At 69.7% G+C, this 23844-nt stretch carries 13 protein-coding genes and 1 tRNA gene; 1 reads left to right on the top strand and 13 read right to left on the bottom strand.

Annotation, left to right across the window (positions count from 1 at the left end; genetic code table 11):
- Positions 1 to 3 precede the first annotated feature (3 nt).
- The 7 genes from uvrA to RH864_RS12500 all read right to left on the bottom strand — a co-directional run bounded on the left by uvrA (position 4) and on the right by RH864_RS12500 (position 12894).
- Positions 4 to 2892, bottom strand: coding sequence for an excinuclease ABC subunit UvrA (gene uvrA, locus RH864_RS12530; RefSeq protein ID WP_310517889.1), 2889 nt, complete (start codon positions 2890 to 2892; stop codon positions 4 to 6).
- Between the two features lie 111 nt (positions 2893 to 3003).
- Positions 3004 to 5073, bottom strand: coding sequence for an excinuclease ABC subunit UvrB (gene uvrB, locus RH864_RS12525; RefSeq protein WP_310517888.1), 2070 nt, complete (start codon positions 5071 to 5073; stop codon positions 3004 to 3006).
- Between the two features lie 80 nt (positions 5074 to 5153).
- Positions 5154 to 5777: a dephospho-CoA kinase gene (gene coaE, locus RH864_RS12520; protein ID WP_310517887.1), complete on the bottom strand. Its 624-nt coding sequence runs from the start codon at positions 5775 to 5777 to the stop codon at positions 5154 to 5156.
- A gap of 203 nt (positions 5778 to 5980) precedes the next feature.
- Complete coding sequence (gene rpsA / locus RH864_RS12515) at positions 5981 to 7450, bottom strand: 30S ribosomal protein S1 (RefSeq protein ID WP_310517886.1); 1470 nt, start codon at positions 7448 to 7450, stop codon at positions 5981 to 5983.
- Positions 7451 to 7614: 164 nt separating this feature from the next.
- A complete protein-coding gene (locus tag RH864_RS12510; RefSeq protein ID WP_310517885.1) occupies positions 7615 to 9339 on the bottom strand; it encodes a DUF885 domain-containing protein in 1725 nt (574 codons plus the stop codon).
- A gap of 149 nt (positions 9340 to 9488) precedes the next feature.
- Positions 9489 to 12179, bottom strand: coding sequence for a DNA polymerase I (polA, locus tag RH864_RS12505; RefSeq protein ID WP_310517884.1), 2691 nt, complete (start codon positions 12177 to 12179; stop codon positions 9489 to 9491).
- A 109-nt stretch (positions 12180 to 12288) separates the two neighbouring features.
- The gene (locus RH864_RS12500) at positions 12289 to 12894 is read right to left on the bottom strand and encodes an ANTAR domain-containing response regulator (protein ID WP_308796590.1); all 606 of its coding nucleotides are present in this window, start codon (positions 12892 to 12894) and stop codon (positions 12289 to 12291) included.
- A gap of 36 nt (positions 12895 to 12930) precedes the next feature.
- Here RH864_RS12500 and RH864_RS12495 point away from each other — a divergent pair.
- A tRNA-Leu gene (locus tag RH864_RS12495) sits at positions 12931 to 13013 on the top strand.
- 55 nt (positions 13014 to 13068) lie between these two features.
- Here RH864_RS12495 and pyk read toward each other — a convergent pair.
- From pyk to trpB, 6 genes are all read right to left on the bottom strand, one after another.
- Positions 13069 to 14484: a pyruvate kinase gene (gene pyk / locus RH864_RS12490; protein WP_310517883.1), complete on the bottom strand. Its 1416-nt coding sequence runs from the start codon at positions 14482 to 14484 to the stop codon at positions 13069 to 13071.
- A 76-nt stretch (positions 14485 to 14560) separates the two neighbouring features.
- Positions 14561 to 16018: a glutamate synthase subunit beta gene (locus RH864_RS12485; protein ID WP_310517882.1), complete on the bottom strand. Its 1458-nt coding sequence runs from the start codon at positions 16016 to 16018 to the stop codon at positions 14561 to 14563.
- Positions 16011 to 20630, bottom strand: a complete 4620-nt coding sequence (gltB, locus tag RH864_RS12480; RefSeq protein ID WP_310517881.1) for a glutamate synthase large subunit — start codon at positions 20628 to 20630, stop codon at positions 16011 to 16013. Before gltB ends, RH864_RS12485 begins: the two co-directional genes overlap by 8 nt.
- Positions 20631 to 20734: 104 nt before the next feature.
- A complete protein-coding gene (gene lgt, locus RH864_RS12475; RefSeq protein ID WP_396129971.1) occupies positions 20735 to 21748 on the bottom strand; it encodes a prolipoprotein diacylglyceryl transferase in 1014 nt (337 codons plus the stop codon).
- Positions 21749 to 21844: 96 nt separating this feature from the next.
- On the bottom strand, positions 21845 to 22630 hold the full coding sequence (trpA, locus tag RH864_RS12470; protein ID WP_310517880.1) for a tryptophan synthase subunit alpha: 786 nt from the start codon (positions 22628 to 22630) through the stop codon (positions 21845 to 21847).
- Complete coding sequence (gene trpB / locus RH864_RS12465) at positions 22627 to 23844, bottom strand: tryptophan synthase subunit beta (RefSeq protein ID WP_310517879.1); 1218 nt, start codon at positions 23842 to 23844, stop codon at positions 22627 to 22629. The genes trpA and trpB overlap by 4 nt, the downstream gene beginning before the upstream one ends.

The following is a 23844-nucleotide window of genomic DNA, read 5'->3' as shown; positions in this document are numbered from 1 at the left end:
GCCTCAGCTGGCGACCTCGGCGCGCTCGTGCGCGTCGAAGATCTCGCGGAGGAAGTACCCGGTGTGGCTGTCGTGGTTGGCCGCGACCTGCTCGGGCGTGCCCGTCGCCACGACCTGACCGCCGCCCGAGCCGCCCTCGGGGCCCATGTCGATGATCCAGTCGGCCGACTTGATGACGTCGAGGTTGTGCTCGATCACGATCACGGTGTTGCCCTTGTCGACGAGCTTGCCCAGCACCTTCAGCAGCTTGCGCACGTCTTCGAAGTGCAGACCCGTGGTCGGCTCGTCGAGCACGTACACGCTGCGCCCGTTGGAGCGCCGCTGCAGCTCGGTCGCGAGCTTCACACGCTGCGCCTCGCCACCCGACAGGGTCGTCGCGCTCTGCCCGAGCTGCACGTACCCGAGCCCGACGTCGACGAGCGTCTTCAGGTAGCGGTGGATCGCGGAGATCGGCTCGAAGAACTCGGCCGCCTCACTGATCGGCATCTCGAGCACCTCGGCGATGTTCTTGCCCTTGTAGTGCACCTGCAGGGTCTCGCGGTTGTACCGCTTGCCGCCGCAGACCTCGCACGCCACGTAGACGTCGGGCAGGAAGTTCATCTCGATCTTGATCGTGCCGTCGCCCGAGCACGCCTCGCAGCGGCCGCCCTTCACGTTGAAGCTGAACCGGCCGGGCAGGTAGCCGCGCGCCTTGGCCTCGGTGGTCTCCGAGAAGAGCGTGCGGATGCGATCGAAGACGCCCGTGTACGTGGCGGGATTCGAGCGCGGGGTCCGCCCGATCGGCGCCTGATCGACGTGCACGACCTTGTCGAGCTGGTCGAGGCCCGACACGCGGCGGTGCTTGCCCGGAACCTTGCGGGCGCCGTTCAGCTTGTTGGCGAGCACCTTGTACAGGATGTCGTTCACGAGCGAGGACTTGCCCGACCCGGAGACGCCGGTGACCGCGGTGAAGGTGCCGAGCGGGAACGTCACGTCGACCTTGCGCAGGTTGTTCGCCTCGGCGCCCTCGACCGTGATGACCCGCTCGGGGTCGATCGGTCGCCGGTGCGACGGGATCGTCAGCTCTTTACGCCCCGAGAGGTAGTCCCCCGTGAGCGACGCGGTGTTCTTGAGCAGATCGTCGTAGGAGCCGGAGTGCACGACCGTGCCGCCGTTCACGCCCGCACCCGGGCCGATGTCGACGATCCAGTCGGCGGTGCGGATGGTGTCTTCGTCGTGCTCGACGACGATCAGCGTGTTGCCGAGGTCGCGCAGGGCCACGAGCGTGTCGATGAGCCGGCGGTTGTCGCGCTGGTGCAGGCCGATGCTGGGCTCGTCGAGCACGTACAGCACGCCCGTGAGGCCCGAGCCGATCTGCGTCGCGAGCCGGATGCGCTGCGCCTCACCGCCCGAGAGCGTGCCGGCGGCCCGTGCCAGGTCGAGGTAGCTGAGCCCGACCCGGATGAGGAAGTCGAGCCGCACCTTGATCTCGCGGAGCACCTGCGCCGCGATCGTCTGCTCGCGCTCGCTGAGGTGGAGCCGGTCCATGAACGAGCGGGCATCGCTGAGGCTCAGCAGGCCGACGTCGGCGATGCTGTGGTCGTGGATGAGCACCGAGAGCACCTCGGGCTTCAGGCGCTTGCCGTCGCACACCGGGCACGGCACCTCGCGCAGGTACTCGGCCCAGCGCGCCCGCTGCACGTCGGTCTCGGCCTGCACGTACTGCCGCTCGATGTAGGGCACCACGCCCTCGAAGCCCGACGTGTAGCTCATCTCGCGCCCGTAGCGGTTGCGCCACTTGACGCGGACCTCGAAGTTGTCGCCGCGGAGCACCGCGTGCCGCGCGGACTCGTCGAGCTGCTCCCACGGGGTGCTCAGCTTGAAACCGAGGTCGCTCGCGAGCCCCTTCAGCAGCTTCTCGTAGTAGTTGTAGAGGCTCTTGCCCTGCGAGGTCCACGGCAGGATGACCCCCTCGGCGATGCTCAGCGACGGGTCGCCGAGCAGCAGGTCCTCGTCGACGGACATGCGCGTGCCGAGCCCGGAGCACTCGGGGCAGGCGCCGAATGGCGCGTTGAACGAGAACGTGCGCGGCTCGATCTCGGTGAGCTGGATGGGGTGCTGGTTCGGACACGAGAGCTTCTCGGAGTAGGTCTGCCAGGCGGCGTCGCCCTCGAGGTCGACGTAGTTGATCTGCACGAGCCCGTCGGTGAGCCGGAGTGCCGTCTCGAGCGAGTCGGTCAGCCGGCCGAGGATGTCGGGCGAGGCCACGAGCCGGTCGATGACGACCGAGATGTCGTGCTTGACCTGCTTCTTCAGCTTCGGCGGCTCGTCGAGCCGGATGACGTCGCCGTCGACGACGGCGCGCGTGTACCCCTGCGCGGCCAGATCGCGGAACAGGTCGACGAACTCGCCCTTCTTCTTGGACACGACGGGGCTCAGCACCTGGAAGCGCGTGCCGTCGCCGAGCTCCATGAGCTGATCGGCGATCTGCTGGACGGTCTGCTTCTGGATGCGTTCACCGCAGACCGGGCAGTGCGGCACGCCGATGCGAGCCCACAGCAGACGCATGTAGTCGTAGATCTCGGTGATCGTGCCGACCGTCGAGCGCGGGTTGCGGTTGGTCGACTTCTGGTCGATCGAGACCGCGGGGCTCAGCCCCTCGATGAAGTCGACGTCGGGCCGGTCGACCTGGCCGAGGAACTGCCGGGCGTACGCGGAGAGCGACTCGACGTACCGGCGCTGCCCCTCGGCGAAGATCGTGTCGAACGCGAGCGACGACTTGCCCGAGCCCGACAGGCCCGTGAACACGACCATGGCGTCGCGAGGCACCTCGACGTCGACGTTGTGCAGGTTGTGCACGCGGGCACCGCGGACACTCAGGCGCGAATGGGCATCGAGACGTGAAACTGGCACCTCAGAAGTCTAAAGACGACCACCGACACCGGAGCCCGCATCGCACGTGCTCTCAGCGAACATACGTTCGAATCTCAGGGTTGCCGCCGTCGCTCGCGTCGGTCGGCCCGCTCAGCCCAGGTGTCCCGCCTTCTCCATCTGACGGAGCTCGCGCTTGAGCTCCGACACCTCATCGCGCAGCCGCGCCGCGAGCTCGAACTTGAGCTCGCCCGCGGCCTGCAGCATCTGCTCGTTGAGGTCGCGGATCAGCTCTTCGAGCTCGTTGCCGCCGGCCGCGGCGATGCCGCTGCGCTTGAGGTTCGGCACCGGCGCCTTCTGCTTGCCGCCGCCGCGGCTGGCGAGCAGCGCCGCGGTGTCGGCCTCTTCACGAGCGAGCACGTCGGTGATGTCGGCGATGCGTTTGCGGAGCGGTTGCGGATCGATGCCGTTCACACGGTTGTACTCGAGCTGCTTCTCTCGGCGCCGGGTCGTCTCCTCGATGGCATTGTTCATCGAGTCGGTGAGCACGTCCGCGTACATGTGCACCTCGCCCGACACGTTTCGGGCGGCGCGGCCGATGGTCTGGATGAGCGACGTCGACGAGCGCAGGAACCCCTCTTTGTCGGCGTCGAGGATGGCCACGAGGGACACCTCGGGCAGGTCGAGCCCCTCGCGCAGCAGGTTGATGCCCACGAGCACGTCGTACACGCCGGCCCGCAGCTCGGTGAGCAGCTCGACGCGTCGCAGGGTGTCGACGTCGGAGTGCAGGTAGCGCACGCGCACACCCGCCTCGGTGAGGAAGTCGGTGAGCTCCTCGGCCATGCGCTTGGTCAGCGTGGTCACGAGCACCCGCTCGTCGCGGTCGGCGCGGATGCGGATCTCTTCGAGCAGGTCGTCGATCTGGCCCTTGCTCGGCTTCACGACGATCTGCGGGTCGACGAGACCGGTCGGCCGGATGATCTGCTCGACCACGCCGTCGGCGATGCCCATCTCGTACCGCCCGGGCGTCGCCGAGAGATAGACGGCCTGACCGATGCGGTTCTTGAACTCGTCCCACTTGAGCGGCCGGTTGTCGAGCGCGCTCGGCAGCCGGAACCCGTGTTCCACGAGCGTGCGCTTGCGCGACGAGTCGCCCTCGTACATCGCGCCGATCTGCGGCACGGTCACGTGCGACTCGTCGATCACGATGAGGAAGTCGTCGGGGAAGTAGTCGATGAGGCAGTGCGGCGGCTCGCCCTCCATGCGCCCGTCGATGTGCCGCGAGTAGTTCTCGATGCCCGAGCAGAAGCCGATCTGCTCCATCATCTCGAGGTCGAACGTGGTACGCATGCGCAGCCGCTGCGCCTCGAGCAGCTTGCCCTCTCGCTCGAGCTCGACGAGCCGCTCGTCGAGCTCATCGCGGATCGTGCCGATCGCCCGCTGCATGACGTCGGTGCTCGCGACGTAGTGCGAGCCCGGGAAGACGGGCACGGCGTCGAGCTTCGCGACGACGTCACCCGTGAGCGGATGCAGGCTGTACAGCGCCTCGATCTCGTCGCCGAACATCTCGATGCGGATCGCGAGCTCCTCGTACACCGGGATGATCTCGAGCGTGTCGCCGCGCACGCGGAACGTGCCCCGGGAGAAGTCGACGTCGTTGCGCTGGTACTGCATCGAGACGAACTTGCGGATCAGCCAGTCGCGGTCGACGCGCTGCCCGACCTGCAGGGGCATCATGGCCGCGAGGTACTCCGCGGGCGCACCGAGGCCGTAGATGCACGACACGGTCGAGACGACCACGACGTCGCGACGGCTGAGCAGCGAGTTCGTCGTCGAGTGGCGCAGCCGCTCGACCTCGGCGTTGATCGACGAGTCCTTCTCGATGAAGGTGTCGGTCTGCGGCACGTAGGCCTCTGGCTGGTAGTAGTCGTAGTAGGAGACGAAGTACTCGACCGCGTTGTTCGGCATGAGCTCGCGGAACTCGTTCGCCAGCTGCGCCGCGAGCGTCTTGTTGTGCGCGAGCACGAGCGTCGGCCGCTGCACCTGCTCGATGAGCCACGCGGTCGTCGCCGACTTGCCCGTTCCGGTCGCGCCGAGCAGAACCACATCGGTCTCGCCCGCGTTGATGCGGCCGGCGAGCTCGGCGATCGCCGTCGGCTGATCGCCGCTCGGCTGGTACTCGCTCACGACCTCGAACGGGCGGACGGAACGCGTGGACTGCATGCGAATCAGTCTAGGGAGACCCACCGACACCGCGGCCGTCGTTCGCTGAGAGCGACGCGCCCCCGAGGCATCCGCCCCGGCTACGCTCGCGCGCGGCGCTCGCGCCGTTCCTGCTGGACCCTCGCCCAGAGCGCGTCGGTCTGGCTCATGGTTCGCGCCAGCGAACCCGACGTGTCGATGACCACGTCGGCGATCGCGCGACGCTGCTCGTCGTCGGCCTGCGCGTCGACCCGCGCCTCGGCGTGGATCGGGTCCATGCCGCGTTCCGTGATGAGGCGCTCGACCTGCTGCCTGCGACCCGCGCTCGTCACGACGACCAGATCGAACGCGTGATCGACGGACGTCTCGACGAGCAGCGGCACGTCGTAGACGACGACCGCGTCGGGGTCGTCGCGCTCGGCGTCGGCGAGGACCTGCTTCGCCAACGCGCGCACCGCCGGGTGCACGATCGCGTTGAGCCTCGCGAGCGCCGCCTCGTCATGGAAGACGATCTCGCCGAGCCGGGGCCGGTCGAGCGATCCGTCGGCCCGCAGCACCTCGCTGCCGAACGCCTCGACGATCGCCTGCAGCGCGGGCTTGCCCGGTTCGACGACCCGCCGCGCGAGCTGGTCGGCGTCGATGTGCACCGCGCCGTGCTCGTACAGCCGTCGCGCCACGGTTGATTTCCCGGAGGCGATGCCGCCCGTCAGTCCGATCAGATACACATCCCCACCCTACCGACCGTGCGCACACGCGTCGGAGCGTGTGATGGAGGTCGAAAAGTGGGTCGGAGCGTCGGCACGGGCGAGTTCCAACCCACTTTTCAACTTCCAACCCACCTTCTCCGGCGCCGGGTGCCGGGTCGGTGCGCCGAGACGGCGGAAGGCCGGCCCCCGAGGGGACCGGCCTTCCGTGGATCGCGCTGCGATCAGTTGTTGCTCGAGAGCTTCTCGCGCAGGGCCGCGAGCGAGGCGTCGTCGGCGAGCGTGCCGCTGCCGGCCGCGTCGCTCGAGTAGGACGCCGAGCCGCTGCCCGAACCACCGCCGCCGAACGAGTCTTCGGCAGCCGCCTGCGCGGCCTGCGAAGCGGCGACCTGCTTCTTGTGCGCCTCCCAGCGAGCCTGGGCGGCGGCGTACTGCTGCTCCCACTCCTCACGCTGCGAGTCGAAGCCTTCGCGCCACTCGTTGGTCTCGGGGTCGAAGCCCTCGGGGAACTTGTAGTTGCCCTGGTCGTCGTACTCCGTGAGCATGCCGTAGAGCGCCGGGTCGAACTCGGTGCCCTCGGGGTCGACGCCCTCGTTCGCCTGCTTCAGCGAGAGCGAGATGCGACGACGCTCGAGGTCGATGTCGATGACCTTGACGAAGACCTCTTCGCCGACCGACACGACCTGCTCGGCGAGCTCGACGTGCTTGGCGGACAGCTCCGAGATGTGCACGAGGCCCTCGATGCCGTCGGCCACGCGGACGAACGCACCGAACGGCACGAGCTTCGTGACCTTGCCCGGCGCGACCTGACCGATCGCGTGGGTGCGGGCGAAGACCTGCCAGGGGTCTTCCTGCGTGGCCTTGAGCGACAGCGAGACGCGCTCGCGGTCGAGCTCGACGGAGAGCACCTCGACGGTGACCTCCTGGCCGACCTCGACGACCTCGCTGGCGTGCTCGATGTGCTTCCACGAGAGCTCGGAGACGTGCACGAGGCCGTCCACGCCGCCCAGGTCGACGAACGCACCGAAGTTGACGATCGAGGAGATGACACCCTTGCGGATCTGGCCCGGGTGGAGGTTCGCGAGGAACGTCGAACGCGACTCGGACTGCGTCTGCTCCAGGAGCGCGCGGCGCGAGAGGACGACGTTGTTGCGGTTCTTGTCGAGCTCGAGGATCTTCGCCTCGATCTCCTGGCCGAGGTACGGCGTGAGGTCGCGCACGCGGCGGAGCTCGATGAGCGAAGCCGGGAGGAAGCCGCGGAGGCCGATGTCGACGATGAGGCCGCCCTTGACGACCTCGATGACCGAACCGGTCACGACGCCGTCGGACTCCTTGATCTTCTCCACGTCGCCCCACGCGCGCTCGTACTGCGCGCGCTTCTTCGACAGGATCAGGCGGCCTTCCTTGTCCTCCTTCTGGAGAACGAGCGCCTCGACGGTGTCGCCGACCTCGACGACCTCGGTGGGGTCGACGTCGTGCTTGATGGAAAGTTCGCGGGAGGGGATCACACCCTCGGTCTTGTAACCGACGTCGAGGAGGACCTCGTCGCGGTCGATCTTGACGACGGTGCCTTCGATCAGGTCGCCGTCGTTGAAGAACTTGAGCGTCTTCTCGACCGCGGCGAGGAAATCGTCAGCAGATCCGATGTCGTTGATCGCGACCTGCTTGGGCGCCTTGGTCGTTACGGTGGTCATGTAGTGGTTGCTCCGAAAGGACAGAATCAGGCCCATCGCCAGGTCGAGCAAGGTTGTGGTTCCGCGATGGGCATGCGGACATGGATGTCACAAACGTGACGTTCAATCCTAACGGACCGCGACCGGCCGCGGCAACCACCCGCTGCGGCCACCCGCTGCGCGGGTCAGCCGAGGACGGCCGAGCGCAGCGTGTCGAGCCCGACGCCGCCCAGATCGAGCGCGCGCTTATGGAAGGCCCGGATGTCGAACGCCGCCCCCTCGCGTCGCCGCGTCTCATCGCGCAGCTGTTCCCAGATGCGCTGGCCGATCTTGTACGACGGCGCCTGGCCCGGCCACCCGAGATACCGGTTCACCTCGAACCGCACGAACTCCTCGGGCATGTTCACGTTGGCGAGCATGAACTCGAGCGCGTACTCCCCCGTCCAGACGCCGCCGCCGTCGGGGCGCGGTTTGCCGAGGTGCACGCCCAGATCGAGCACGACCCGGGCCGCGCGCATGCGCTGCCCGTCGAGCATGCCGAGCCGGTCTGCCGGGTCGTCGAGATACCCGAGCTCCGCCATGAGCCGCTCGGCGTAGAGCGCCCACCCCTCCGCGTGACCCGACGTGCCGGCGAGCTGTCGGCGCCAGGTGTTCAGCGTGCCGCGATTGACCACGGCCTGCCCGATCTGCAGGTGATGGCCGGGCACGCCCTCGTGGTACACGGTCGTCAGCTCCCGCCAGGTGTCGAACTCGGTCACGCCCTCGGGCACCGACCACCACATCCGCCCCGGACGCGAGAAGTCGTCGGTCGGGCCCGTGTAGTAGATGCCGCCCTCCTGCGTGGGCGCGATGCGGCACTCGAGCGTGCGGATCTCCGCCGGGATGTCGAACTGGGTCGCGCCCAGCTCGGCCACCGCGCGGTCGCTCGTCGCCTGCATCCATCGTTGGAGGGCCTCGGTCCCGTGCAGCTTGCGCGCCGGGTCGGCTTCGAGATGGGCGACGGCCTCGGCGACGGATGCCCCGGGCAGGATCTCGTTCGCGATGGACTCCTGCTCGGCGACCATGCGCGCGAGCTCGTCGATCCCCCACTCGTACGTCTCGTCGAGGTCGACCACGGCGCCGAGGAAGTGCCGCGAGCGCAGGGCGTACAGGTCGCGGCCCACCGCGTCCTCGGTGCCGGCTCGAGGCGCGAGCTCGGTCTCGAGGAACTCGGCGAACCGTTCATAGGCGCCGGCGGCGCGCGCCGCCGCCTCCTCGAGGCCGGTCGCCAGCGAACCCGGCAGCGCCGCGCCGCGCGTCGGCGGGGCCGCGCCGTCGGTCACACCCTCGGCCGCGGCTGCGCCCCCGGTCGCGGCCTCGGCCGCGAACCTCCCGAAGAACCCGTCGGGCCGCGCGTAGCGGCGCGCCTGCACGGCGACCTCACGGACCTGCCGGATCGCCGGGACGACGCCGCGCTCGGCACCGGCCCGCAGCGTCGCGGCATAGCCGCCGAGCGCGTCCGGCAGCGCCTCGAGTCTCGTCGCGATGCGCTCCCAGTCGTCGACCGAGTCGGTCGCCATGAGGTCGAACACCTCGCGCAGCTCCTGCGCCGGGCTCGCGATGACGTTCAGATCCCTGAGGTGCAGTCCCGCCTCGTGTTCCTCGATCGCGAGCTCGAGCTCGCTGCCGAGGTCGGCCACGGTGACCCGGTCGACGTCGTCGGCGGGCGTCGCCGCGCGGAGCGCGGCGAGCGCGTCGCGCGCGGCCTGCACCGCCTGCTCGTGACCCTCGGGCGACAGGTCGGGGAGCTTGGTGTCTGCCTCACGCCGGCCGATGTAGGTCCCCGTGGTCGGCGAGAGCTCGACGACGGTGTCGACCCACCCCTCGGCGATGCGATCGACATGGGTCGGGGTGCGCGTCTGATCGGCCATGAGATCCACCCTAGGCCTGACCGTTGGTCGAGGAGCGAGCGACGGAGGAGCACGCGTATCGAGACCCGGTACGCGATGGCGAGAGCGGCTCGCGAGGTCTCGATACGCGTCCTCGTTCCTCGGGCGCTACTCGACCAACGACATCGGGACTAGTGCGCCGCGTCGTCCCAGCTCGCGCCGCGGCCGATCTGCACGTCGAGCGGGACGAGCAGGTCGGCGGCGTGCGCCATCCGATCGCGGACGATCTCGGCGACCTGGTCGGACTCGCCGGGCGCGACCTCGAAGATGAGCTCGTCGTGCACCTGCATGAGCATGCGCGAGCCGAGCCCCGCCTCGGTGAGCGCCCGCTCGGTGCTCACCATGGCGAGCTTGATGAGGTCGGCGGCCGAACCCTGGATCGGCGAGTTGAGCGCCGCGCGCTCGGCGTTCTCGCGAAGCACGCGATTCGGGCTGTTGAGGTCGGGGAACGGCCGACGGCGCCCGAAGATCGTCTCGGTGTACCCGTCGAGCTTGGCCTGCTCGACGACGCCGCGGAGGTAGTCGCGCACCGCGCCGAACCGCTCGAAGTAGTCCTTCATGAGCTGGGTCGCCTCGCCGCGGTCGATGCGGAGCTGCTTCGACAGGCCGAACGCGCTGAGGCCGTACGCGAGCCCGTACGACATCGCCTTCACCTTCGTGCGCATGAGCGGCGAGACGTCTTCGGGCGCGACCGAGAACACGCGCGCACCGACGAACCGGTGCAGGTCTTCGCCGGCGTTGAACGCCTCGATGAGCCCGGGATCGCCCGAGAGGTGCGCCATGATCCGCATCTCGATCTGCGAGTAGTCGGCGGTCAGCAGCTCGGCGTACTCGGGCCCGTTGCGGAACGCCTCACGAATGCGGCGCCCGTCTTCGGTGCGGATCGGGATGTTCTGCAGGTTCGGGTCGTTGCTCGACATGCGGCCGGTGGCCGCGCCGACCTGGCCGTACGTGGTGTGGATGCGGCCGTCGGACCCGATCGCCTTGTCGAGCGCGTCGACGATCTGGCGGAGCTTGGTCGCGTCGCGGTGTTCGAGCAGCAGACCGAGGAACGGGTGCGGGCTCGACTCCTGCAGGTCGGCCAGCGCGCTCGCGTCGGTCGAGTAGCCGGTCTTCGTCGCGCGCGTCTTGGGCATGCCGAGCTGGTCGAAGAGCACCTCCTGGAGCTGCTTCGGCGAGCCGAGGTTCACCTCGCGACCGATCTCGGCGAAGGCCGACGCGGCGAGGGCCGCGGCCCGCTCCCCCAGCTCGGCCGACAGCTCGGCCAGCCGTTCGTGCGAGACGGCCACGCCGCGCAGCTCCATGGCCGCGAGGACCGGGATGAGCGGCATCTCGAGGTCCGCGAGCAGACCCCGTGTGCCCTCGCTCATCGCCGCGAGCACGGCGGGCGCGACGCGGACCGAGTACCACGCGAACTCGGGCACGCCGGCACCCTCACCGTCGACCGCGAGCAGCTGAGACGGGTCGGCCTCGGCGACCGTCTCGCCGAGATAGCGCTGGACCAGGTCGGCGAGCGTCTTCTCCTGCAGGTTCGGGCGGACGAGCCAGCCCGCGATGAGCGGGTCGACCACGAGCCCGTCGAACGCGAGCCCCGAACGCGCGAGCGCCTTGAGCTGACCCTTCGCGTCGGTCACGATCTTCGGCGCGTCGCTCGCGAGCCACGCCTCGAACGGCGCGAGCTCGGCGGCGCCGGCACGCCACTGCACGTCGAGCGTCTCGGCCTTGGTGGCGACCCCCGCCCCGACGACCCTGCCGTCGAGCACCTCGAGATGCAGACCGAGCCCGGCTGGCTCGGCGGCCGTGGCCCGGTCGAGCCATGCCTGTAGCTCGGCGCCGACGGCACGGCTCGGCACCGGGGTGTCGGGCGCGGGCTCGGCGCCGGGGATCTCGAGCGGCGGCGTCGGCGTCGCGAGCTGCCCGGTCGTCGAGCCGGTCTGCACGAGCTTGGTCAGCCGGTCCATGAGCGTGCGGAACTCGAGCCTCGTGAAGGCCTCGCGGACGGCCTCGAGGTCGAACGGCTTGGCCTCGAGCGCGGCGAGATCGACCTCGACCGGCGCATCGCACACGAGCCGGTTCAGGCGCCGGTTGCGTTCGGCGTGCTCGCGCTCGCGCCGCAGGTTCTCGCCGACGACGCCCTTGATCTCGTCGGCGTGCGCGAGGATGCCCTCGAGGTCGCCGTAGAGCCCGAGCCACTTGACGGCGGTCTTCTCGCCGACCTTGGTGATGCCCGGCAGGTTGTCGCTCGTCTCGCCGACGAGCGCGGCCACGTCGGGGTACTGCTCGGGCCGGATGCCGTACCGTTCGACGACGGCGGCCGGGTCGTAGCGCTTGAGCTGCGACACGCCCTGCGTGTTCGGGTAGAGCAGCGTGACGTCGTCGCTGACGAGCTGGATCGTGTCGCGGTCGCCCGACACGAGCAGCACGCGGTACCCGTCGGCCACGCCGCGGGTCGCGAGCGTGGCGAGGATGTCGTCGGCCTCGTAGTCGTCGAGCTCGAGCACCGTGATGCCCATGGTCTTCAGCGTCTCCTGGAGGAGCGGCACCTGGCCCTTGAACTCGGCCGGCGTCTCGCCGCGGTTGCCCTTGTACTCCTCGTACTCGCGCGTGCGGAAGGAGACGCGCGACTTGTCGAACGCGACCGCGATGTGCGTGGGCTTCTCGTTCTGCAGCAGCAGGAGCAGCATCGACAGGAAGCCGTGGATGGCGTTCGTGTGCTGCCCGTCACGGGTGCTGAAACTGTCGACCGGGAGGGCGTAGAACGCGCGGAAGGCGAGCGAGTGGCCGTCGATGACGAGGAGGGAGGGCTTCTGGGGGTCCGACACCTCAATAGCCTACAAGCGGCCCCCGACACGCGGTCACGATCCCCCGCAGACGACGGATGCCGCGGCGAATCATTCGCCGCGGCATCCGCTTCTGGTCGTGGTCTGGTGCCTATTTCTTGGCCGAGAGCTGCTCGATGATCGCCTGCGAGACGTCGCGCATCGTGAGCCGGCGGTCCATCGAGGCCTTCTGGATCCAGCGGAACGCCTCGGGCTCGGACAGGCCCATCTTCTCGTTCAGCAGGCCCTTCGCCCGGTCGACGAGCTTGCGGGTCTCGAAGCGCTCGACGAGGTCGCCGACCTCGGCCTCGAGCGCGATGATCTGGGCGTGCCGGGCGAGCGCGATCTCGATCGCCGGCAGCAGGTCGTTGGGCGTGAACGGCTTCACGACGTACGCGAGCGCACCCGCCTCGCTCGCGCGCTCCACGAGCTCCTTCTGACTGAAGGCCGTGAGCAGCACCACGGGGGCGATGTGCCCCTTCGAGAGCCGCTCGGCAGCCGAGATGCCGTCGAGCTGCGGCATCTTCACGTCCATGATCACCAGGTCGGGGCGCAGCTCGGTCGCGAGCGCGACGGCGGTCTCGCCGTCACCGGCCTCGCCGACGACCTCGTACCCGTTGTCCCGGAGGATCTCCACGATGTCGAGGCGGATGAGCGACTCATCCTCGGCCACGACGACGCGCCGGGGCGCCGTCTGGGGTGCTTCGCTGTCTGTCACGACAGAAAGCCTACGGTATTCTGACGGAGCCCCCGGGCCGGTGTGGCGGAATGGCAGACGCGGAGCACTCAAAATGCTTTGCCCGAAAGGGCGTGTGGGTTCGACCCCCACCACCGGCACCCGAACGCCGAACGGCCCGGTCCTTGAAGGACCGGGCCGTTCGACTGGGTCGGCTCAGAGCACGTCGCCGACGCGGTGCACGCGCACGTCGTTCGTCGTGCCGGGGATGCCGGGAGGCGAACCCGAGATGATGACGACCGTCTCACCCTCCTTGGCACGTCCGGACTTCACGATGACCTCGTCGACCTGGCCGACCATCTGGTCGGTGTGCGTCACGCGGTCGACCACGAAGGACTCCACGCCCCAGAACAGCGACATCCGGCGGCGGATCGCGGGGTCGGGCGTGAACGCCAGGATCGGGATGGGGCTGCGCAGCCGGGACATCCGTCGCACCGACTCGCCCGACTCGGTGAACACGCAGAGGTACTTGGCGCCCACGAAGTCCGCGATGTCGACCGCGGCCGCGGTGATCGCGCCCGACTGGGTGCGCGGCCTCGTGCCGAGCTTCGGCACGCGCTCGAGCCCGTGCTGCTCGGTCGACTCCACGATGCGCGCCATGGTCTTCACCGTGACGACGGGGTACTCACCCACGCTCGTCTCGCCCGAGAGCATGACCGCGTCGGTGCCGTCGAGCACCGCGTTCGCGACGTCGGAGGTCTCGGCGCGCGTCGGCACCGGGCTGTGGATCATCGACTCGAGCATCTGCGTCGCCACGATGACGGGCTTCGCGAGACGACGGGCGATCTCGACCGCCTTCTTCTGCACGATCGGCACCGCCTCGAGCGGCAGCTCGACGCCGAGGTCGCCACGGGCGACCATGATCGCGTCGAAGGCCTCGATGATCTCCTCGAGGTGATCGACCGCCTGCGGCTTCTCGATCTTCGCCACGACCGGCACACGCCGGCCGACCTCGTCCATGATCTCGTGCACGCGCGTGATGTCGGCGGCGTTCCTGACGAACGACAGCGCGATCAGGTCGGCACCGAGCTCGAGGCCCCAGCGCAGGTCGGCCTCGTCCTTCTCGGACAGGGCCGGCACGTTGACCGCCACGCCCGGCAGGTTGATGCCCTTGTTGTTCGAGACCGGGCCGGCGACGACGACCTTGGTGGTGACGACGGTGCCGTCGGTCTCGATGACCTCGACGCGGACCTTGCCGTCGTCGATGAGCAGCGGGTCGCCCGGCTTGACGTCGCCCGGCAGGCCCTTGAACGTGGTGCTCACGATCTCTTTGCTACCGACGATGTCGTCGACGGTGATCTTGAAGATGTCGCCCTCGGCGAGCTCGTACGGCCCGCCCTCGAACTTGCCCAGACGGATCTTCGGCCCCTGCAGGTCGACGAGCACCGCGATCGCGCGGCCGGAGTCGTTCGCGGCCTTCCGCACGTTCTGGTAGACGCCCTCGTGCACCTCGTAGCTGCCGTGGCTGAGGTTCATTCGGGCGACGTCGACCCCGGCATCGATGATGGCGCGGATCTGCTCGTAGCTCGACGTCGCCGGACCGAGGGTCGCGACGATCTTCGCTCGTCTCATGTGGTTGTGTGCTCCCAGGTGTTCCGCGCAGGACGCGCGGGTCGATGGTCGAAAGGGCGCCGAAGGCGCGGGAAGGTCAGACGGCGAATGCTCTGGCACTCGCCCGGACGGGGCTCGGAAGTCGCGTGTCGCCTTCAAGGTACCGGTCGACGGCCGCGGCCGCAGCCCGACCCTCGGCGATCGCCCAGACGATGAGCGACTGCCCCCGGCCGGCGTCGCCGGCCACGTAGACGCCGGGCGTGCTCGTGGCATAGGCGTCGTCGCGCTCGATGGTGCCGCGGCCGGTCAGCGACAGGCTCAGCTGCTCGTCGAGCTCGGCGGTCTCCGGCCCGGTGAAACCGAGGGCGAGGAGCACGAGGTCCGCGGGGATCTCGCGCTCGGTGCCCGCCTTCGGCACGCGGCGGCCGTCGAGGTACTCGGTCTCGGCGACCCGGATCGCGCGCACCTCGCCGGCGTCGTTCGCGAGGAACTCGACGGTCGACGCGAGGTACTCGCGCGTGCCGCCCTCCTCGTGCGCCGACTGCATCTCGAACAGCGTCGGATGCATCGGCCAGGGCTGGTCCGCCGACCTGGCCTCGCCCGGCTGCTTGCCGATGGCGAGGTTGGTGACGGTCAGCGCACCCTGCCGGTGCGCGGTGCCGATGCAGTCGGCACCCGTGTCGCCGCCGCCGAGGACGACGACGTGCTTGCCCTCCGCGGTGATCTGGTCGAACACGTCGTCGCCCGCGACCGCACGGTTGGACTGCGTGAGGTAGTCCATGGCGAAGTGCACCCCGGGCAGGTCGCGCCCCGGGATCGGCAGGTCACGCGGGACCATGGCGCCCGTGGCGACCACGACCGCGTCGTACCGCTCGCGGAGCTGCGCCCATGTGATGTCCACGCCGATGTTCACGCCCGCGCGGAAGCGGGTGCCCTCGGCCGTCATCTGCGCGAGGCGCAGGTCGATGTGCTTCTTCTCCATCTTGAAGTCGGGGATGCCGTACCTCAGGAGCCCGCCGATGCGGTCGTCGCGCTCGTACACCGCGACCGTGTGACCCGCCCGGGTGAGCTGCTGGGCCGCGGCGAGCCCGGCCGGCCCGGAGCCGACGACCGCGACGGTCTTGCCGGTGAGGCGGCCGGGCGGCTGCGGCTGCACCCAGCCGTGACCGAACGCCTGATCGATGATCGAGACCTCGACCTGCTTGATCGTCACCGCGGGCTGGTTGATGCCGAGGACGCACGCGGACTCGCACGGGGCCGGGCACAGCCGGCCGGTGAACTCCGGGAAGTTGTTCGTCGCGTGCAGTCGCTCGATCGCCGAGCGGTCCTCGCCGCGCCAGGTCAGGTCGTTCCACTCGGGGATCAGGTTGCCGAGCGGGCAGCCCTGGTGGCAGAACGGCACACCGCAGTCCATGCAACGACCGGCCTGCCTGCGCAGGACGGCGGAGTCGCCCGGCTCGTACACCTCTTTCCAGTCCATGATGCGCACCGGAACCGGCCGCCGCTTGGGCAGCTCTCGCTCGGTGACCTTCAGAAAGCCCTTCGGGTCAGCCACCCGTCACCTCCAGAATGCGGGTCCACACCACGTCACCGTCGGGGTCGAGCCCCTCGTCGACGGCCGTCTGGCGGGTTCGAAGCACTGCGGCGTAGTCGCGCGGCAGCACCTTGGTCAGCCGGTCGAACGCCACGTCGCCAGCCTCGAGGAGCTGGGCGGCCACGGCGGAGCCCGTGTGCTCGACGTGCTGCTCGAGCAGGTCGCGCACGATCTCGCGGTCGGCGCTGCCGAGCGGAAGCAGTTCGAGCTCACCGCCGGACAGCGACTCCCGGTTCACGCGGCCCTCGCGGAGATCGAGCACATAGGCGGTGCCGCCCGACATGCCTGCTCCGAGGTTGCGGCCGGTCTCGCCGAGGATGAGCGCGAGCCCACCGGTCATGTACTCGAGGGCGTGGTCGCCGACGCCTTCGACGACCGCGGTCGCGCCCGAGTTGCGCACGAGGAACCGCTCACCGACGATGCCGCGGATGAACATCGATCCCCGGGTCGCGCCGTACCCGATGACATTGCCGGCGATCACGTTGCGCTCGGCGACGAATCCGGCGTCGGGCGCGGGGCGCACGACGATCTGGCCGCCCGAGAGCCCCTTGCCGACGTAGTCGTTCGAGTCGCCCTCGAGGCGCAGCGTGACCCCGTTCGGCAGGAAGGCGCCGAACGACTGACCCGCCGAGCCCGTGAGGGTGATGTCGATGGAGCCGGCCGGGAGCCCGTGCTCGCCGTGGCGCGCGGTCACCTCGTGGCCGAGCATGGTGCCCACGGCGCGCTCGGTGTTCTTGATGGGCAGCTCGATGCGCACCGTGCCGCCCGTGCCGGGCGCGGCCCCGTCGAGGCCCGCGCGCTCGGCGCCCCCCTCGAGCACGAGCCGGCTCTGCTGGATGAGCTCGTTGTCGAAGTGCTCGGCCAGCTCGTGGTCCTGGGCGCGGGCATTGCGCCGCGGCTCCGACGACGAGAAGTCGGGGCCGACGAGCACCGGCGTGAGGTCGAGCCCCGCCGTCTTCCAGTGCTCGACGGCGCGGTCGACGTCGAGCAGCTCACGGCGCCCGATGATCTCGTCGAGCGAGCGGTAGCCGAGCTCGGCGAGGTACTCGCGCACCTCCTGCGCGATGAACTCGAAGAAGTTCACGACGAACTCGGGCTTCCCCGTGAACCGCTTGCGCAGCTCGGGGTTCTGCGTGGCCACGCCCACGGGGCAGGTGTCGAGGTGGCAGACGCGCATCATGATGCAGCCCTCGACCACGAGCGGGGCGGTCGCGAAGCCGAACTCCTCGGCGCCGAGCAGGGCGCCGATCACGACGTCACGACCGGTCTTGAGCTGACCGTCGACCTGCACCACGACCCGGTCGCGCATGCCGTTCAGCATGAGCGTCTGCTGCGTCTCGGCGAGGCCGAGCTCCCACGGCGTGCCCGCGTGCTTGAGCGAGTTCAGCGGGCTGGCGCCCGTGCCGCCGTCGTGCCCCGAGACGAGGATCACGTCGGCGAGGGCCTTCGCCGTGCCGGCGGCGACCGCGCCGATGCCCGACTGGCTCACGAGCTTGACGTGGATGCGCGCGTTCGGGTTGGCGCGCTTGAGATCGAAGATGAGCTGTTTGAGGTCTTCGATCGAGTAGATGTCGTGGTGCGGCGGCGGCGAGATGAGCCCGACGCCCGCGGTCGCGTGCCGGGTCCGCGCGACCCACGGGTAGACCTTGGTCGGCGGGAGCTGGCCGCCCTCACCGGGCTTGGCGCCCTGCGCGAGCTTGATCTGGATGTCGTCGGCGTGCGTGAGGTACATGCTCGTCACGCCGAACCGGCCGGATGCGACCTGCTTGATCGCGCTCCGGCGCTCGGGGTCGAGGAGCCGGTCGACGTCTTCGCCGCCCTCGCCGGTGTTCGACTTCGCGCCGAGCCGGTTCATGGCGATCGCGAGCGTCTCGTGCGCCTCCTTCGAGATCGACCCGTAGCTCATCGCGCCGGTCGAGAAGCGCGTGACGATCGACTCGACCGACTCGACCTCGTCGATCGGCACGGGAGCGCGCGAGCCCGTGCGCAGCGCGAACATGCCGCGCAGGGTCATGAGCGACTCGGCCTGCGAGTCGACCAGCGAGGTGTACTCGCGGAAGATGTCGTACCGCCGCGTGCGGGTCGAGTGCTGCAGGCGGAAGACCGTCTCGGGGTTGAACAGGTGCGGCGAGCCGTCGCGCCGCCACTGATACTCACCGCCGGTGGCGAGCCGCTCGTGCGCCCGCACCGCCTCGTCCTCGGGGTAGGCCACCGTGTGACGCGCGAGGTTCTCCGTCGCGATCACGTCGAGCCCCACGCCGCCGAGCTTCGAGGTCGTGCCGGTGAAGTACTCGTCGATGAACTCCTGCGAGAGCCCGACCGCCTCGAAGGCTTGAGCGCCCGCGTAGGACGCGATGGTCGAGATGCCCATCTTCGACATGATCTTCAGCACGCCCTTGCCGAGCGCCTTGATCACGTTGCGCACCGCCGCCTCGGGTGAGACGCCCGTGATGACGCCCGAGCGCACGAGCTCCTCGCAGGTCTCCATCGCGAGGTACGGGTTGACCGCGGACGCGCCGTAGCCGACGAGCAGGGCCACGTGGTGCACCTCGCGCACGTCGCCGGCCTCGACGACGAGGCCGACCTTCATGCGGGTCTCCGAGCGGATGAGGTGATGGTGCACGGCCGACAGCATGAGCAGCGACGGGATGGGCGCGAGGTCCTTGTTGGAGTCGCGGTCGCTGAGCACGATGAACGACGCGCCCGCCTCGATGGCCTCGTCGACCTCGTCGTAGAGCGCGAGCAGACGGTTGCCGAGCGCGTCGGGCCCCTCGTCGAAGCGGTACAGCCCGCGCAGCGTCACGGTGGTCCGTGCGCCGGGGCTCGGGTCGATGTGCACGATCTTCGCGAGCTCGTCGTTGTCGATGACCGGGAAGTCCAGCGACACCTGCCTGGCGTGCTCGGGCCCCGCGGACAGCAGGTTCCGCTCGGGTCCGAGCGACGTGCCGAGCGAGGTGACGACCTGCTCGCGGATCGAGTCGAGCGGCGGGTTCGTGACCTGCGCGAACTGCTGCGTGAAGTAGTCGAACAGCAGACGCGGCCGTTCGGAGAGCACGGCGACCGGGGTGTCGGAGCCCATCGCGCCCAGCGGCTCCGCACCGGTCTTCGCCATGGGCGCGAGGAGGATCTTCACCTCCTCCTCGGTGTACCCGAACGTGCGCTGACGACGGTTGACCGACGCCGGAGGATGCACGATGTGCTCACGCTCGGGCAGCTCGGCGAGGCTGATGCGCCCTTCGTCGAGCCAGTCGCCCCACGGCGCAGACGCCGCGAGGTCGGCCTTGATCTCGTCGTCCTCGATGAGCCGGCCGGCCTCGGTGTCGACGAGGAACATGCGCCCGGGCTGCAGGCGGCCCTTGCGTACGACCTTGGACTGGTCGATGTCGAGCACGCCGATCTCACTCGCGAGCACGACCAGCCCGTCGTCGGTCACGAGATACCGGCCCGGGCGCAGCCCGTTGCGGTCGAGGGTCGCGCCGACCAGGGATCCGTCGGTGAACACGATCGCGGCGGGGCCGTCCCACGGCTCCATGAGCATCGAGTGGTACTCGTAGAACGCCCGGCGCGCGGGGTCGATCTCGGTCTGGTTCTCCCAGGCCTCGGGCACCATCATCATGATCGCGTGCGGCAGGCTCCGCCCCGAGAGGGTGAGCAGCTCGACGACCTCGTCGAACGACGCGGAATCGCTCGCGCCGGGGGTCACGATCGGCAGCACGGGAGCGAGATCGCCGAGCAGCTCGGACTCGAGCTGCGACTGGCGCGCCCGCATCCAGTTGCGATTGCCCTGGATGGTGTTGATCTCGCCGTTGTGCGCGATCATGCGGAACGGCTGCGCGAGCGGCCACGACGGGAACGTGTTGGTCGAGTAGCGCGAGTGCACGAGTGCGAGCTTCGACGCGAACCGCTCGTCGGAGAGGTCGGGGTAGAACGGCTCGAGCTGGAGGGTCGTGACCATGCCCTTGTAGACCATGGTGCGGCAGGACAGCGACGCGAAGTAGAGCTCGAGCTCGCGCTCGGCCCGCTTGCGCAGCCGGAACGTCAGGCGGTCCAGTGCGATGCCTTCGACGCGCGCGCCGTCTTCCGTGCGCGCCATCGACTGCACGTACAGCTGCTGGACGACCGGCATCGCCGCGCGCGCGAGCGTGCCGAGCTCGTCGGGGCGGACCGGGACCTCGCGCCAGCCGAGCACCTCGAGGCCCTCTTCGCGCGCGATGTGCTGGAGCTGCTGCTTGATCCGGCTCCGCCCGGTCGGGTCGACCGGCAGGAAGGCGTTGCCGACCGCGTACTGCCCCGCAGCGGGGAGCGCGAAGCCGGCGACCTCGCGAAGGAAGGCGTCGGGCACCTGGGTGATGATGCCCGCGCCGTCGCCCGTGCCCGCGTCGGACCCGATCGCGCCGCGATGCTCGAGGTGACGCAGGGCGTCGAGCGCCGCCGTGATGATGTCATGCCCGGCGGTGCCGCGCAGCGTGGCGACCATGGCGAGACCGCACGCGTCCTTCTCGGCGGCAGGGTCGTACATGCCCTGGGCAGCCGGAACGGTGCTGAACCTCGAGAAGGGTGGCGTGAGCGACATAGGGACCGTCCTCATCAACTAGGTGGCGGGGGACGACGTCGGCCCTTCGAAGCGGGTGGGGTTGGCGATACGCGGGTGGCGGCGTCGCGTCGAGAACGAGTTCGCTACTCGGTGGCTGACCGGCCGGGGCTTGTGGCCGCCGTGGTGCCGGGCTCGTTCTCACCCTCGACATCGTCGTCGAGCAAGTCGGATTCGGACTCGGAGCCATCAGAGTCTACCTCAGCGTCAGGGCCCGGCCATTCACGCCCCGGCACGTACACGCTCGGCTCGAGTCCGGGGTGCCTGCGGCGCTGCACGATGAGCAGCACGATGCCCACCACGACCGCGGCCCAGGCCGCCCAGACGTTGACCCGGACGCCGAGGAACATCTCGCTCGGGTCGACGCGGATGGACTCGAAGAACGAGCGGCCCGCGCCGTACCAGATGAGGTAGACGGCGAACGCGCGGCCCCAGCGCAAGTGGAATCGCTTCTCCAGGAAGAACACGATCAGCGCCGCGCCCGCGAGGTTCCAGATGAGCTCGTAGAGGAACGTCGGGTGGAAGAGGACGCCCTCGGGCAGGCCGGCGGGGTAGGCGTCGTTGCTCGACTCGATCTCGAGCCCCCAGGGCAGGTCGGTCGGCATGCCGAACAGCTCATGATTGAACCAGTTGCCGATGCGGCCGACCGCCTGGGCGACGAGCAGGCCGGGCGCGAGTGCGTCGGCGAAGGACCAGAATCGCAGCCCCGTCATGCGGCAGCCGATGAGCACGCCGATCCCGCCGCCGATCAGGGCGCCGAAGATCGCGTTCCCGCCCTCCCAGATGTTCCAGATCGCGCCGGGCTGGAACGGGTTCCAGATGTTGGCGCCCTCGAAGAAGTAATCGCCGGGATGCGTGAACACGTGGTACAGGCGCGCGCCGATGATGCCGAGCGGGACGGCCCAGAGCGCGATGTCGAGGACGATGCCGGGCTCGGCGCCGCGCTTGGTGAGGCGGCGTGACGTGATGGCGATCGCGAGGATGATGCCGAGCAGGATCCACAGGGCGTAGATGTGGATGTTCAGCGTGATCCCGAACAGCGGGATCTCCCAGACCTGCCAGGCATAGTCGGGGCTCGGGATGCTGAGGGGTGCGATCACGCCGGGTGCGCCTTTCTCACGGACAGACGATCAGTCTCACAGACGGGTGGACCGTCTCACGGAACGGGGGCCGCTCGCGGCCCCATCGAGCGTACTTCACTCGGAGCGGGTGCCGCGCGCGAGCTCGCTCGCGAGCTCGGCGACCGCGTCGACTCCCCCGCGCGCGAGCGCCGCGACGAGCGCGGAGCCGACGATCGCACCCTCGGCGTACTCGAGCACCTCGGCGACCTGGGCCGCCGTCGAGATGCCGATGCCCACGCAGGCCGCGGGTGCGTCGGCCGCGTGCAGCCGGTCGACGAGCGTGCGCGCGGCGAGGTCGACGTCGCTGCGCGCCCCCGTGATGCCCATCGTCGACACCGCGTAGACGAATCCGCGGCTCGAGTCGACCGTCTGGCGGATGCGTGCGTCGCTCGAGGTCGGTGCGGCCAGGAACACCCGGTCGAGCCCCTCGCACTCGGACGCGGCGATCCAGTCGGCGCCCTCGTCGGGGATGAGGTCCGGCGTGATCAGCCCGGCTCCGCCCGCGGCCGCGAGGTCCGCCGCGAAGCGGTCGACCCCGTACTGCACCACCGGGTTCCAGTAGGTCATGATCAGCACCGGGGCATCCACCCGCTCGGTGATGCGCCGCACCGCCTCGAACCCGTCGGCGAGCCGGAACCCGTTCGCGAGCGCCTGCTGCGTGGCGGACTGGATGACGGGACCGTCCATGACGGGGTCGGAGTACGGCAGGCCGAGCTCGAGCACGTCGACGCCGTGCTCCACGAGCGCGACCGCCGCGTCGATGCTCGCGTCGAGATCGGGGAACCCCACGGGCAGATAGCCGATGAGCGCGCCGGCGGCCTCGTCATTGCGCCGCGCGATCACGGGAGCGACGGACGTCATGCCCCGGCCTCCTCAGCCTCGTCGTCGTACAGCCCGAACCAGCGCGCGGCCGTGTCCATGTCTTTGTCGCCCCGGCCGGAGAGGCTCACGAGGATCGTCGCCTCCTGGCCGAGCTCGTGGCCCAGCTCGATCGCGCCCGCGAGCGCGTGCGCGGACTCGATCGCGGGGATGATGCCCTCGGTGCGCGTGAGCAGGCGGAGCGCCTCCATGGCGGCCGCATCCGTCACCGGCCGGTAGTCGGCGCGCCCGAGCGCCGCGAGCCAGGAGTGCTCAGGGCCGACGCCGGGGTAGTCGAGGCCCGCCGAGATCGAGTGCGACTCGATGGTCTGGCCGTCCTCGTCTTGCAGCATCATGCTGCGCGCGCCGTGCAGGACGCCCGGCCGCCCCTTCGTGATGGTCGCCGCGTGCCTGGGCGTCTCGGCGCCCTCGCCGCCCGCCTCGAACCCGTACAGCCCGACGCCTGTGTCGTCGAGGAACGCGTGGAAGATGCCGATCGCGTTCGAACCGCCGCCGACGCACGCCGCGACCGCCGTGGGCAGCTCGCCCGTGAGCTCGAGCACCTGTGCCCTCGCTTCCTCGCCGACGATCTTCTGGAAGTCGCGGACCATCTCGGGGAACGGGTGGGGGCCCGCGACCGTGCCGAAGACGTAGTTGGTCGTCGCGACGTTCGTCACCCAGTCGCGCATGGCCTCGTTGATCGCGTCCTTCAGCGTGCGCGAGCCGGCCTTGACGGGCACGACCTCGGCCCCGAGCAGCCGCATGCGGGCCACGTTCAGCGCCTGGCGCTCGGTGTCGACCTCGCCCATGTAGATCGTGCAGTCGAGCCCGAAGAGCGCGGCGGCCGTGGCCGTGGCCACGCCGTGCTGCCCGGCCCCGGTCTCGGCGATCACGCGCTGCTTGCCGATGCGCTTGGTGAGCAGGGCCTGGCCGAGCACGTTGTTGATCTTGTGCGAACCCGTGTGGTTCAGGTCCTCACGCTTCAGGATGATGCGCGCACCGTTGGCGTGCTCGGCGAACCGCGGCACCTCGGTGATGATCGAGGGGCGCCCCGTGTAGCTGCGCCCGAGCTCGGCGAGCTCGGCGCCGAACGCGGGATCGAGCTTGGCGAGCGTGTACGCCTCACCGAGCTCGTCGAGCGCGGCGACGAGCGACTCGGGCACGAACCGCCCGCCGAACTCGCCGAAGTAGGGACCGGTCTGGTCGCGGAGGGCCAT

The organism is Agromyces aerolatus (assembly GCF_031432255.1).
Classification (GTDB): domain Bacteria; phylum Actinomycetota; class Actinomycetes; order Actinomycetales; family Microbacteriaceae; genus Agromyces.
Note: the sequence above shows the minus strand (reverse complement) of the source record. Positions and strands in the feature narration are given on the sequence as shown.

Excerpts from the sequence above, each read along its gene's own strand:
- uvrB (WP_310517888.1), bottom strand. The coding sequence starts at position 5,073 with ATGCAGTCCACGCGTTCCGTCCGCCCGTTCGAGGTCGTGAGCGAGTAC.
- rpsA (WP_310517886.1), bottom strand. The coding sequence starts at position 7,450 with ATGACCACCGTAACGACCAAGGCGCCCAAGCAGGTCGCGATCAACGAC.
- RH864_RS12510 (WP_310517885.1), bottom strand. The coding sequence starts at position 9,339 with ATGGCCGATCAGACGCGCACCCCGACCCATGTCGATCGCATCGCCGAG.
- pyk (WP_310517883.1), bottom strand. The coding sequence starts at position 14,484 with ATGAGACGAGCGAAGATCGTCGCGACCCTCGGTCCGGCGACGTCGAGC.
- gltB (WP_310517881.1), bottom strand. The coding sequence starts at position 20,630 with ATGTCGCTCACGCCACCCTTCTCGAGGTTCAGCACCGTTCCGGCTGCC.
- trpA (WP_310517880.1), bottom strand. The coding sequence starts at position 22,630 with ATGACGTCCGTCGCTCCCGTGATCGCGCGGCGCAATGACGAGGCCGCC.
- trpB (WP_310517879.1), bottom strand. The coding sequence starts at position 23,844 with ATGGCCCTCCGCGACCAGACCGGTCCCTACTTCGGCGAGTTCGGCGGG.